This is a genomic window from Ideonella sp. (genome assembly GCF_041914305.1).
Lineage (GTDB): Bacteria > Pseudomonadota > Gammaproteobacteria > Burkholderiales > Burkholderiaceae_C > Ideonella.
Window position 1 is genome coordinate 148,509 of record NZ_JAYSDQ010000019.1, and the last position, 12,174, is coordinate 160,682.

The window sequence follows — 12,174 nt, forward strand, 5'->3', positions numbered from 1 at the left end:
AGGCCGCCTGATGTGGCGCCGCCTGCTCGGCAGCCGGGCCCGCGTGGCGCCACCGGCCGGCACCCCGGCCGATGCCGCTGCCGCCCGCCGGCTGCTGGTGCTGGAAGAAGGCGCCACACCCAGCGGCGACTACATCCTGGCGCCCTGGCTGGCCACGCTGGGCCCGCCCATCGCCCGGCTCGATGCCCGCCAGGCGCCGCACACCGGCCAGATCGAGCCGGGCGACTTCGTGGTCGTGCAGCGCTACCTGCACGCCCCGTGGCGGCAGGCAATCGAGCGCCAGCGGCATGAGCTGGCCGGGCTCGCCTGGTTCCTCGACGACGACCTGCTCGACCCGGCGGCACTGGCCGAGCTGGCCGGCCCCTACGCCCGCAAGATCCGGCAGCTGGCGTTGTCGCAGCGCCCCTGGTTCGAGCAGATGGGCAGCCAGTGGTGGGTCGCGACCGAGGCGCTCGCCCGCAAGTACGGCGACGCCCGCCCGACGGTGCTGCCGTTGGCGCCACCGCGCCGCCTGGTCGAGCCCGAGCCGGCCGTGCGCATCGTCTACCACGGCACCGCCTCGCACCAGCGCGAGATCGAGTGGCTGCACGACGTGATGGCCGAGGTGCAGCGGCGCTGCAGCCAGACCCGCTTCGAGCTGTTCGGCGAGCTGCCGGTGAACCGGCGCTTTCGCGACCTGCCGCGGGTGGCGGTGCTGCACCCGATGCGTTGGGAAAACTACCTCGCCTACACCGCGGGCCAGCCGGCCGACATCGGCCTGGCGCCGCTGCTGCCCGGCGTCTTCAATGCCGCACGCGGGCCGGTCAAATTCATCGACTACACCCGCCAGGGCGCGCTGGGCCTGTACAGCCGCGTGCCGCCCTATGACGGCTTCGTGCGCGATGGCGTCGACGGGGTGCTGCTGCCCAACGAGCCCGCCGCCTGGGTCGAGGCCATCGTGCACTGGGCCGGCCATGGCGCGGGCCGTGCCGAGCGCGTCGCCGCGGCGCGCGCCCGCTTCGGCTGATCAGCTCTCCGGCAGCGCGCGGCGGTACTGCACCGCCTCGGCAACGGCAGCAACGTTGACCTCGTCGGCGCCGGCCAGGTCGGCGATCGTGCGGCTGAGCTTCATCACCCGGTGCAGGCTGCGGCCGGACCACCCGAGCCGGCCGGCCACGGCCTGCATGAACTGCGCCGCGGCCGGCTCCAGCCGGCACACCGCGTCCAGCTCACCGACGGCCACCTCGCTGTTCGGCGCCGCCTGCCGCTGCAGTTGCCGCTGTCGGGCCAGCGCCACCCGCTCGGCCACCTCGGCGCTCGGCTCGCCGTCGGCGGCGCCCATCAACGCCGCCGGCGTGATGGCCGGCACCTCGACCTGCATGTCGATGCGGTCCAGCAGCGGACCCGACAGCTTGCCCTGGTAGCGCGCCACCGCCTCGGGTGAGCAGCGGCAGTTCTTGCCGGTCGCCGCAAAAGCGCCCAGCCAGCCGCAAGGGCACGGGTTCATCGCCGCCACCAGCTGGAAACGCGCCGGGTACTGCGCCTGCCGGGCCGCACGCGAGATCGTGATCTGGCCGGTCTCCAACGGCTCACGCAGCGCTTCGAGGGCGGCGCGTGGAAATTCGGGCAGTTCGTCGAGGAACAGGACGCCGCCATGGGCAAGCGAGATCTCGCCTGGCCGCGGCGGCGAACCGCCGCCCACCAGCGCCACCGCGCTGGCGCTGTGGTGAGGGTGGCGCACCGGCCGCACGCGCCACTGCGCCGGCTCGAAGCCGCGCACCGAGATGCTGTGCAGCGCCGCGGTCGACAAGGCCTCGTCGTCGCTCATCGGCGGCAGCAGGCCGGCCAGCCGCTGCGCCAGCATCGACTTGCCGGTGCCCGGCGGGCCGACCAGCAACACGCTGTGGCCGCCGGCCGCGGCAATCTCCAACGCGCGCTTGGCGGCCGCCTGGCCTTTGACGTCGCGCAGATCGATCGATGCCGGCACGCGAACGTCGGCCTCGGCTTCGGCGCGCGGCAGGTCCCAACGGGGGCCCTCGCCCTCGCCCGCCGGCTGCAGCGCCTGCACCACGTCCGACAGGTGCCGTGCCGCGCGGATGTCCAGCCCCTCGACGCGCGCGGCCTCGGCCGCGCTGGCCACCGGCAGCACCAGGGTCGGGCGCGGCGTCGCCTCGCGCGCGGCCAGCGCCAAGGCCAGCGCGCCGCGCACCGGCCGCAACTCACCCGCGAGCGACAACTCGCCGGCGAACTCGACGCCCTTCAGCCGTTGCAGGTCGAGCAGCCCCTGCGCGGCCAGGATGCCCAGCGCGATCGGCAGATCGAAACGGCCCGATTCCTTGGGCAAGTCGGCCGGCGCCAGGTTGACCGTGATGCGCTTGTTGTGGGGGAAGGCGAAGCCACTCTCGGCCAACGCGGCGCGCACGCGTTCGCGGGCCTCTTTGACCTCGGTGTCGGCCAGGCCGACCAGCGTGAAGCTGGGCAGGCCGTTGGCCAGATGGACCTCGACCCGGACCTCGGGCGCCGCGAGCCCGTCCAGGGCGCGGCTGGCGACTACAGCCAACGACATGCGAAACAACCTCCCTCGGCAAGGGCGCCGGTGCATCGCCGGTCGGCCCCAATGTCCCCGGGATTGTGCGCAGCTGCGCCGGAAATGCCCTTCCCCCGCTTGGGGGAGCCCGGCGCGCCCCGCCTTGGTGCCCATTTGATCGAATGATCGTTCTTGGTGCACCTCAACCAGCGGCCTGCGCACCGCCATGCGTCGTTTCCGCTTGTGACCGTGCCATCGGCCGGCCATGGCACGGAAGCTGCAAACAACCCGGCGGGAGTCCATTTGCATTGAGGAGTGCGCGAATGACGAGAAACACGAGCCTGGGCCTGCTGGCCACCATGCTGGCGGCCACGCTGCTGGCGCCCGCCGCGGCGCAGGCGGCCGACACGTCGCTGGCCTTCAACATCGGCGCGGTCAGCGACTACCGTTACCGGGGCATCTCGCAAACCCGGCTGCAGCCGGCGCTGCAAGGCGGCGTCGACCTCGGCTTGCCCCAAGGCCTGTACCTTGGCGCCTGGGCCTCGACGATCAAGTGGATCGACGATGCCGGCGGCAACGCCAACGTCGAGATCGATGTCTACGGCGGCTGGAAGGGCGAGCTGGCCAAGGGCTTCACGCTCGACGTCGGCGCGCTGACCTACCAGTACCCGAGCAACGACCTGAACCCGAGCGCCAACACCACCGAGCTCTACGCCGCGCTGAGCTATGCGATGTTCACGCTGAAGTACTCGCACAGCCTGACCAACCTGTTCGGCTTTGCCGACAGCAAGGGCAGCGGCTACCTCGACCTGTCGGCCTCGTTCGATGTCTACGACGGCTGGACGCTGGCGCCGCACGTGGGCCACCAGCGCATCATCAACAACGGCTTCTACGCCTACAACGACTACGCGCTGACCCTGAGCAAAGATTTCTCGGGCCTGGTGCCGAGCCTGGCCGTCGTCGGGACCGACACCGACGACTACCTGTCGCCGAAGAACGGCAAAGACCTTGGCAAGTCCGGCGTGGTGCTGGGCGTCAAGTACAACTTCTGAAGCCCCAACCTAGGAGCAAACAACCATGAAAATGGTGACCGCCATCGTCAAGCCGTTCAAGCTGGACGAAGTGCGTGAGGCCCTGAGCGCCATCGGCGTTCAAGGCATCACGGTGACCGAAGTCAAGGGCTTCGGCCGTCAAAAGGGCCACACCGAGCTGTACCGCGGCGCGGAGTACGTGGTCGACTTCCTGCCCAAGGTGAAGATCGAGGCCGCGATCGACGACACGCTCGTCGATCGCGTGATCGAGGCCATCGAGGCCTCGGCCCGCACCGGCAAGATCGGTGACGGCAAGATCTTCGTGTCGGCCTTGGAGCAGGTCGTGCGCATCCGGACCGGCGAGACCGGCAAGGACGCCCTCTAACACCATCCGAGACAAACCGCACCATGAGAAAACTTCTTGCCTCCCTCGCCCTGGGCCTGGCCGCCCTGGGCTTCGCCGGGGTCTCGCTGGCGCAGGACGGCGCCGCCTCAGCGCCGGCGGCCACGGCCACGGCCCCTGCGGCAGACGTTGCCGCCTCGGCCGCTGCGGCGGCCCCCGCGCCGGCCGAAGCCGCGCCGGCCGCTGCCGCCCCGGCCCCGGTGCCGAACAAGGGCGACACCGCCTGGATGATGGTCTCGACGCTGCTGGTCATCATGATGACCGTGCCCGGCCTGGCGCTGTTCTACGGCGGCCTGGTGCGCAGCAAGAACATGCTGTCGGTGCTGATGCAGGTGATGGTCACCTTCTCGATGATCGTCGTGCTGTGGGTCATCTACGGCTACAGCCTGGCGTTCACCGAGGGCAACGCCTTCATCGGAGGCTTCGACCGGCTGTTCATGAAGGGCATCTGGGACAACGTCGCCGGCACCTTCGCCAACGGCGCCACCTTCAGCAAGGGCGTCGTCATCCCCGAGATCGTGTTCGCCGCGTTCCAGGCCACCTTCGCCGGCATCACCTGCGCGCTGATCGTCGGCTCGTTCGCCGAGCGCATCAAGTTCTCGGCCGTGCTGCTGTTCATGGCGCTGTGGTTCACCTTCAGCTATGCGCCGATCGCCCACATGGTCTGGTTCTGGATGGGCCCCGATGCCTACACCGGCGCTGCCGGCGTGGCCGACCAGATGAACGCCAAGGCCGGCTACATCTGGCAGATGGGTGCGCTGGACTTTGCCGGCGGCACGGTGGTGCACATCAACGCCGCGGTCGCGGGCCTGGTCGGCGCCTTCATGGTCGGCAAGCGCATCGGCTACGGCAAGGAGTCGATGGCACCGCACAGCCTGACGCTGACGATGGTCGGCTCGGCCCTGCTGTGGGTGGGCTGGTTCGGCTTCAACGCCGGCTCGGCGCTCGAAGCCAACGGCTTTGCCGCCCTGGCCTTCATGAACACCTTCGTCGCCACCGCCGCCGCGGTGCTGGCCTGGTCGATCGGTGAAGCGCTGCACAAGGGCAAGGCCTCGATGCTGGGCGCAGCGTCGGGCGCGGTGGCCGGCCTGGTCGCCATCACCCCGGCGGCCGGCAACGTCGGCGTCGGTGGTGCGCTGATCATCGGTCTCGTCGCCGGCTTCGCCTGCCTGTGGGGCGTGACTGGGCTGAAGAAGCTGCTGGGGGCCGACGACACGCTCGACGTGTTCGGCGTGCACGGCGTCGGCGGCATCCTGGGTGCGCTGCTGACCGGTGTGTTCAATTCGCCGAACCTGGGCGGCCCGAGCGCCGTGGCCGACTGGACGACCGTCGCGATGGTCGCGCCGGACGCCTACTCGATCGCGGCCCAGGTCTGGGTCCAGCTGAAGGCGGTGCTGATCACCGTCGTCTGGTCGGCCCTGGTCTCGGTGGTGGCCTACAAGGTCGTCGACCTGGTCATCGGCCTGCGCGTGCCGGAAGACGAAGAGCGCGAGGGCCTGGACATCACCTCGCACGGCGAGACGGCCTACAACAAGTAATCCGGCTCTCCCCACCAAAGGGCTGCCAGCGGGCAGCCCTTTTTCTTTGCGACGCCGCCATCGGGCGACCCACGGGCCGCGCTCGGGCGGCTTGTCGATGGCGATTGCAATTCAACCCGGCAACCCCATCTGCCAAAATCGACTTTCCACCTGCACTGCCGCCGCCATGGTCCCGCACCTCGTCACCGCGCTCACCGGCCCCATCAACGAGCTGGAGCAGCGCATCCTGGAGTCGATGCCGGCGATCGAGCGCTGGTTCCGGCTCGAATGGATGGAGCACACGCCGCCGTTCTACAGCTCGGTGGACATCCGCAATGCCGGCTTCAAGCTGGCGCCGGTCGACACCGACCTGTTCCCCGGCGGCTTCAACAACCTGACGCCCGACATGCTGCCGCTGGCGGTGCAGGCGGCGATGGCGGCGATCGAAAAGATCTGCCCCGAAGCGAAGAACCTGCTGCTGGTGCCCGACAAGCAGCTCAGCCGCAACAAGTTCTACCTGATGAACCTGCAGCGGCTGATGCAGATCTTCTCGCTCGCCGGGCTCAACGTGCGCCTGGGCACGCTGGACGAAACCATCGGCGAGCCGACCTCGCTCGACCTGCCCGACGGCAGCCACCTGCAGCTGGAGCCGCTGCTGCGCAGCAAGCGCCGCCTCGGGCTGAAGAATTTCGACCCCTGCACCATCTTGCTCAACACCGACCTGTCGGCCGGCGTGCCAAAGGTGCTGGACAACCTGCACGAGCAGTACCTGCTGCCGCCGCTGCATGCGGGCTGGGGCACAAGGCGCAAGAGCCGGCACTTCCAGGCCTACGAAGAGGTGGCCAAGAAGTTCGCCAAGCTGCTGGGCATGGACCCGTGGCTGATCAACCCGATGCACACCCAGTGCGGCCAAGTCGACTGGCAGCAGCCGCAAGGGCTGGACTGCGTGCAGACCAACGTCGATGCATTGCTGACCAAGATCCGCCGCAAGCACAAGGAATACGGCATCAACGAGAAGCCGTTCGTCGTCGTCAAGGCCGACAACGGCCCCAGCGGCCTCGGGCTGATGACGGTGCGCGACGCGAAGGAGCTGGACGACGTCAACCACCGCGCCCGCCACGTGATGACGGCCAACGGCCAGCCGGCGGGCGAGGTCATCATCCAGGAAGGCGTGCCGACCTACGAGCGCGTCAACGACGCGGTGGCCGAGCCGGTGGTCTACATGATCGACCGCTACGTCGTCGGCGGCTTCTACCGCATCCACGCCGACCGCGGCATCGACCAGAACCTCAACGCCCCCGGCTCCAGCTTCGTGCCGCTGGCCTTCGCCGAAAGCCACCACCTGCCCAAGCCGGGCGAGAAGCCCGGCGCCAGCGCGCCCAACCGGTTCTACATGTACGGCGTGATCGGCCGCCTGGCGATGCTGGCCGCGGCCTACGAGCTGGAAGCGACCGACCCGAACGCCGAAACCTACGACTGACGGCCGGCGCGTGCGGCACCCGGCCCGCGCTGGGTGCCGCACGCGGTCCGTTCAGATCTGCACCCGCGTGCCCAGCTCGACCACCGTGTTGTCGGGCAGCCTGAAGTACTCGGCCGCACTGCGCGCGTTGCGCGTCATCGCCGCGAACACGCGCTCACGCCAGCTGGCCATGCCGATGCCGGGCGTGGGCACCACCGTCTCGCGGCTGAGGAAGAAGCTGGTTTCGAAGGCCGACACCGGCAGGCCCTGCTTCTCGGCCAGCGCCAGCGCCTGCGGCACATCGGGCGTGTCCATGAAGCCGAAATGCAGGCCCACGCGCCAGAAGGCATTGCCCAGGTCCTGCACCGAGACCCGTTCTTCAGCCGGCACCCAGGGCACCTCTTCGTAGTGCACGGTCAGGATCAGGTTGCGCTCGTGCAGCACTTGGTAGTGCTTCAGGTTGTGCAGCAAGGCCTGCGGCACCATCTCGGGGTTGGCCACCGGGTAGACGGCCGTGCGGCTGCTGCGCTGCAGGTCCGACGGGTCCAGGCTGGCGATGAACGGCGCCAGTGCCAGGCCGTCGCTCTCGATGCTGTCCATCACCAGCGCACGGCCGCGGGCCCAGGTGCTCATCAGGCCGAAGATCAGCAGCCCGAGCGCCAGCGGGAACCAGCCACCGTCGAACAGTTTGACCGCGCAGCTGGCCACCAGCAGCAGGTCGAGCGTGAGGAACAGCGCCGTCGCCCCCCAAGCCAGCGGCGCCGGCAAACGCCAGCCTTCGCGCACGACGAAGAAGGTCAGCACGGTCGTGATCAGCATCGTCAGCGTCACCGCCATGCCATAGGCGCCGCCCAGGGCGGTGGCGCTGCCGAAACCCAGCACCGCGCCGATCACGCCGGCCAGCAGCACCCAGTTGACGGCCGGCATGTAGATCTGGCCCATCTCGCGGGCCGAGGTGAAGCGGATCGTCATGCGCGGCAGGAACCCGAGCTGGATCGCCTGGCGGGTCATCGAGTACGCGCCGGAGATCACCGCTTGCGAGGCGATGATCGCGGCCAGCGTGGCCAGCCCCACCGCAGGCAACACCCAGGCCGACGGGAACAGGCGGAAGAAGGGGTTCTCCAACGCCGTCGGGTCACCCATCAGCAGCGCGCCCTGGCCCAGGTAGTTCAGCGCCAGCGACGGCAGCACCAGCGCGCCCCAGGCCAGCTGGATCGGCACCCGCCCGAAGTGGCCCATGTCGGCATACAGCGCCTCGGCGCCGGTCAGCGCCAGCACCACCGCGCCGACCAGCGCGAAGACCTGCCAGCCGCTGTGGCGCAGAAAGGCCAGGCCACGCAGCGGGTTCAGCGCCGCCAGGATGGCCGGCTGTTCGAGGATCTGCATGACGCCCGTGACCGCCAGCACGACGAACCACAACACGATGACCGGCCCGAACAGGCGGCCGACCGCCGCCGTGCCGAAACGCTGCACGACGAACAGCCCCACCAGCACGGCAATCGACAACGGCAGAACCCAGCTCTTCAGATCGTCAGAGACGATCTCCAGCCCTTCCATGGCGCCCAGCACCGAGATCGCCGGCGTGATCACGCTGTCGCCGTAGAACAGCGTCGCGCCGAAGACGCCCAGCGTCAGCAGCACCAGCCGCAAGCGCGGCTTGTGGGCCACCGCATGCGTGGCCAGCGCGGTCAGGGCCAGCGCCCCACCTTCGCCGCGGTTGTCGGCGCGCAGGATCAGCACCACGTACTTCAGCGTGACGACCAGCATCAGGGCCCAGAAGATCAGCGACACCGCGCCGATCAGGTTGTCGGGGTTCAGCGCGATGCCAGTGGCCGGTGAGAAGATCTCCTTGACCGTGTACAGCGGGCTGGTGCCGATGTCGCCATAGACGACGCCGATCGCGCCCAGCGTCAAGGCGCCGAGCGTCGAGCGTTGCAGGCCATGGCTGGCCGCGGGCGCCAAGGCGGTGGTGGTGCTCATGTGCATTCCCAGGTTGAACTGGCCGCGATGGTCGCGAGCCGGGCGTCAGGAACGCATAAAGATTTGTAAAGCGGGCGCCGGCCAGGGCCCGCTCAGGCCACCGGGTCTGCCAGGCGGTAGCCCACGCCGGGCTCGGTCAGCAGCCGCTGCGGGTCGGCCGGATCGGCTTCGAGCTTGGCGCGCAGCTGGCCCATGTAAAGCCGCAGGTAGTGGGTGTGCTCGGTGAACTCTTCGCCCCACACGTCGGCCAGCAACTGGCGGTGCGTGACCACCTGGCCGGCGCTGCGCACCAGCCGCGCCAGCAGCTTGAACTCGGTCGGCGTCAGGTGCACCGCCTCGTCGCCCAGGCTGACACGGTGCGCCGCCAGATCGACCACCAGCCCATCGGCTTCGTAGCGGGTCAGCGCCGGCTTCAGCGCGGTGCCGCGGTGGCGCAAGGCCACCCGCAGCCGCGCCAGCAGCTCGCCGATGCTGAAGGGCTTGACCAGGTAGTCGTCGGCGCCCGCGTCGAGCAGGCGGATCTTCTGCCCATCGGCCTGGCGCGCCGAGATCACCAGCACCGGCACCGCGTCGCGCTTGCGCAGTGTCGCGAGCAAGGTCTCGCCGTCGCCGTCGGGCAGGCCCAGGTCGAGCAGCACCAGGTCCGGCGCCGGGCGGGCGTGGGTCCACAGCGCCAGGCCCTCGCTCAGGCTGGCCGCCGTGCTGACCTCGTAACCTTCGAGCGCCAGCGCGTCGCGCAGCGTCGTGCGCAGGTCGCGGTCGTCTTCGACCAGCAGCACCCGGATCATGCGTTCTCCTGCTGTGGCACCGGCAGCACCGGCAACCACAGCTCGAAGCTGCTGCCGCCGTGGGCCCGGGCACGAAGTTTGAGCTCACCTCCATGGGCGCGGGCGATCGCACGGCAGACCGCCAGGCCAACGCCGACCCCGCGCGCCGCATTGGCCCCGTCGCCGCGCTGAAAGACCTCGAAGACCTTGTGGCGCTCGGCCGGTGCGACGCCGGCGCCCCGGTCGCGCACCGCCAGCACGATCTGCGGGTCGCCGGTCTCGCCCGGCAGGCGGTTCTGCAGGCGCACCACCAGCTCGACCGGCCCGCTGCTGTACTTGAACGCGTTGTCGATCAGGTTGTCCAGCAGCTGCGACAACAGCAGCGCGTCGCAGCGCAACAGCGGCAGGCCCGGCTCAAGCCGCGCGTGCACGCGCCGCTCGCCGCCGTGCCGCCGGGCGTGGGCCAGCGCGGTGCCGACGATCTCTTCGGCCGACTCCCAATCGAGCCGCAGCGTGACGCCGGGCGCATCGAGCCTCGCCAGCTGCAGCGTGTTGTCGGTCATGCGGCTGAGCTGCTCGACCTCGTCGACGATCTGGCGGGCCAGCCGCTCGCGCTGGGCCGGCGACAAGCGCTCGCCCTGCGATTGCAGCGACGACGCGGCGCCCAGGATCACCGCCAGCGGCGTGCGGTAGTCGTGCGAGATCGAAGCCAGCATCGCGTTGCGCACACCCTGCGTCTGTGCCAGCGCGTGGGCCGACTCGGTCTGGCGCGCCAGCACCGCGCGCTGCAGCGCCACGCCGAGCAGGTCACACAAGGCCTGGGCCCGCGCGCGCAGGCTGTCGGTGGCCCGCTCGGGCTCGAGCAGGCGCACCAGCGCGGCCCCGTAGCTGGCACCGCGCGAGCGCAGCGGCAGATACCAGGCCGGCTGTTCGCCATGGCGGCCGGTGCCCGGCCCAAAGGCCTGGGACTGGCGCAGGCACAGCCACAGGCCGGCGCGCTCGTCGGCATCCAGCTCGCCATGCAGCCACACGGCGTCGGGCTGGTCGGCCTGCGGCATCTCGTCGCGCAGCAGCATCAGCGCGGCCGGCGCGCGGCCCAGCTCGGACAGCGCCTGCGCCACCGGCTCGGCCTGCTGCAGCGGGTCGGCGCTGTCGCGCAGCGCCTCGCCCACCGCCTGCAGCCGCGCGGCCCAGCGCGCGGCGTCACGCGCGGCGGCGGCCTGGGCCCGCAGGCGCGCCACCAGCCCCGCGATCAACCAGCTGACGACCAGCATCGCCGTCAGCAGCACCGCGTGTCGCTCCAGGTCGACCGCCAGGCTGCCACGCGGCGGCACGAAACCCCAGTTGAAGCTCAGCGTGCAGGCCAGCGCAAACGCAAAGGCCGCCGGCGCCGAGAGCCAGATGCTGGCCATCACCGAAGCGATGACGAACAGCATCGCCTGGTTGGCCAGGTCGACATGGTGGTCGAGCAGGGTTGCGCCGGCCCAGGCGGCCAGCCACAGCGCGGCCGCGGCGGCCGCCCCCAGCAGGCGCCGCCGCAGGCCGGCCCGCGGCGGCGCCTGCACGGTCTGCAGGCCGCGCGGCCAGCCGGGCCGGTCCGACGTCAAGGCGTTCATGCCCGCGAGGCTACCCGTTGTCGCGTCAGGATGACATCAGGGCCCGGCCCGGCGCTCAATCGGCGGCCGGTGCAGCCGCGGCGCTCTTGGCGGCCAGCTCGGCGCGGATGCGTTTGAGCCGCTCTTTCGGGTCTTCGCCGCTGCCGGCCTGGTTCAGCTTCATCTCGGCGATGAAACGGCTCGGGATGCCGGCGATCGTGTCGCGGCCCTTCTTGCGCCGGCGCAGCGTGCTGACGACCAGCGTCTTCTGCGCCCGCGTGATGCCCACGTACATCAGCCGCCGCTCTTCCTGCAGCCGCTCCAGCGTCATCTCCTCGTCGTCGGCCTTGAACGGCAGCAGCCCTTCGTTGACCCCGGCCAGGATCACGTGCGGCCACTCCAGCCCCTTGCTCGCGTGCAGCGTCGACAGCACCACCTGGTCCTGCTCGTCGCCGCGCTCGGCCAGGCTGAGGATCACGCTGATCGTCTGTGCCACGTCGAGCACGCTCTTGCGCTCGCTCTCGAAGGTGCCCCCCTCCTGCGTGATCTCGCCGCCGCAGCGCTTGGCCACCCAGTCGACGAAATCGAGCACGTTGGCCCAGCGCGAGGCCGCGAGCTTCTCGCTGTCTTCGCTGTCGTACAGGTGCTTCTCGTAGTCGATGTCCTTCAGCCAGCCCAGCAACAGTGCCTTCGCGTCTTCCGAGCCCGTCGTCGTGCGGGCCCGGTGCTCGAGGTCGTTCACATAACGGCCAAATTCGTGCAGCGAGCCGATCGCCTTGGCCGGCAGGGCGGCGGGCAAGCTCTCGGCGAACAGCGCCTCGAACAGGCTGGTCTTCCACTTGGCCGAGAACTCGCCGAGCTTGCCGATCGTGGTGTGGCCGATGCCGCGCTTGGGCGTGGTCACCGCGCGCAGGAA

Annotated in this window: 10 protein-coding genes; 5 read left to right on the plus strand and 5 right to left on the minus strand. The window is 70.2% G+C overall.

Translation table 11 applies throughout. From position 1 onward, the window contains the following. Nucleotides 1-10 precede the first annotated feature (10 nt). A complete protein-coding gene (locus ACE3SG_RS22865; protein ID WP_374568531.1) occupies nucleotides 11-1,006 on the plus strand; it encodes a hypothetical protein in 996 nt (331 codons plus the stop codon). Here the strand turns inward: ACE3SG_RS22865 and ACE3SG_RS22870 are convergent, their stop codons facing one another. Next, entirely contained in the window at nucleotides 1,007-2,545 is a 1,539-nt protein-coding gene (locus ACE3SG_RS22870) for a YifB family Mg chelatase-like AAA ATPase (RefSeq protein ID WP_374568532.1), read from the minus strand. A gap of 284 nt (nucleotides 2,546-2,829) precedes the next feature. On the opposite strand from ACE3SG_RS22870, the gene ACE3SG_RS22875 reads away from it, so the two are divergent. The 4 genes from ACE3SG_RS22875 (at nucleotide 2,830) to gshA (ending at nucleotide 6,937) form a co-directional block, all read left to right on the plus strand. Next, on the plus strand, nucleotides 2,830-3,558 hold the full coding sequence (locus tag ACE3SG_RS22875) for a TorF family putative porin (RefSeq protein ID WP_374568533.1): 729 nt from the start codon (nucleotides 2,830-2,832) through the stop codon (nucleotides 3,556-3,558). 25 nt (nucleotides 3,559-3,583) lie between these two features. Beyond that, nucleotides 3,584-3,922 (plus strand): P-II family nitrogen regulator, encoded by a 339-nt coding sequence (locus ACE3SG_RS22880; RefSeq protein WP_374568534.1) that lies wholly within the window; start codon nucleotides 3,584-3,586, stop codon nucleotides 3,920-3,922. Between the two features lie 23 nt (nucleotides 3,923-3,945). Beyond that, nucleotides 3,946-5,478, plus strand: coding sequence for an ammonium transporter (locus ACE3SG_RS22885; RefSeq protein WP_374568535.1), 1,533 nt, complete (start codon nucleotides 3,946-3,948; stop codon nucleotides 5,476-5,478). A gap of 166 nt (nucleotides 5,479-5,644) precedes the next feature. Beyond that, nucleotides 5,645-6,937 carry a glutamate--cysteine ligase gene (gene gshA / locus ACE3SG_RS22890; RefSeq protein WP_374568536.1) on the plus strand — a complete coding sequence of 431 codons (1,293 nt, stop codon included), beginning with the start codon at nucleotides 5,645-5,647 and terminating at the stop codon, nucleotides 6,935-6,937. A gap of 51 nt (nucleotides 6,938-6,988) precedes the next feature. Here gshA and ACE3SG_RS22895 read toward each other — a convergent pair whose 3' ends face one another. The 4 genes from ACE3SG_RS22895 to ACE3SG_RS22910 form a co-directional block, all read right to left on the minus strand. Beyond that, nucleotides 6,989-8,896 (minus strand): potassium transporter Kup, encoded by a 1,908-nt coding sequence (locus tag ACE3SG_RS22895; RefSeq protein ID WP_374568537.1) that lies wholly within the window; start codon nucleotides 8,894-8,896, stop codon nucleotides 6,989-6,991. Between the two features lie 92 nt (nucleotides 8,897-8,988). Next, entirely contained in the window at nucleotides 8,989-9,684 is a 696-nt protein-coding gene (locus tag ACE3SG_RS22900; protein WP_374568538.1) for a response regulator, read from the minus strand. Beyond that, on the minus strand, nucleotides 9,681-11,279 hold the full coding sequence (locus ACE3SG_RS22905) for an ATP-binding protein (protein WP_374568539.1): 1,599 nt from the start codon (nucleotides 11,277-11,279) through the stop codon (nucleotides 9,681-9,683). Before ACE3SG_RS22905 ends, ACE3SG_RS22900 begins: the two co-directional genes overlap by 4 nt. A 55-nt stretch (nucleotides 11,280-11,334) precedes the next feature. Next, nucleotides 11,335-12,174 (minus strand): 3'-5' exonuclease (locus tag ACE3SG_RS22910; RefSeq protein ID WP_374568540.1); only part of this gene is annotated, 840 nt, incomplete at its 5' end.

What these genes read in the sequence shown, in the direction of transcription:
- ACE3SG_RS22865 (WP_374568531.1), top strand. Translation starts at nt 11, where the DNA reads ATGTGGCGCCGCCTGCTCGGCAGCCGGGCCCGCGTGGCGCCACCGGCC.
- ACE3SG_RS22870 (WP_374568532.1), bottom strand. Translation starts at nt 2,545, where the DNA reads ATGTCGTTGGCTGTAGTCGCCAGCCGCGCCCTGGACGGGCTCGCGGCG.
- ACE3SG_RS22875 (WP_374568533.1), top strand. Translation starts at nt 2,830, where the DNA reads ATGACGAGAAACACGAGCCTGGGCCTGCTGGCCACCATGCTGGCGGCC.
- ACE3SG_RS22880 (WP_374568534.1), top strand. Translation starts at nt 3,584, where the DNA reads ATGAAAATGGTGACCGCCATCGTCAAGCCGTTCAAGCTGGACGAAGTG.
- ACE3SG_RS22885 (WP_374568535.1), top strand. Translation starts at nt 3,946, where the DNA reads ATGAGAAAACTTCTTGCCTCCCTCGCCCTGGGCCTGGCCGCCCTGGGC.
- gshA (WP_374568536.1), top strand. Translation starts at nt 5,645, where the DNA reads ATGGTCCCGCACCTCGTCACCGCGCTCACCGGCCCCATCAACGAGCTG.
- ACE3SG_RS22895 (WP_374568537.1), bottom strand. Translation starts at nt 8,896, where the DNA reads ATGAGCACCACCACCGCCTTGGCGCCCGCGGCCAGCCATGGCCTGCAA.
- ACE3SG_RS22900 (WP_374568538.1), bottom strand. Translation starts at nt 9,684, where the DNA reads ATGATCCGGGTGCTGCTGGTCGAAGACGACCGCGACCTGCGCACGACG.
- ACE3SG_RS22905 (WP_374568539.1), bottom strand. Translation starts at nt 11,279, where the DNA reads ATGAACGCCTTGACGTCGGACCGGCCCGGCTGGCCGCGCGGCCTGCAG.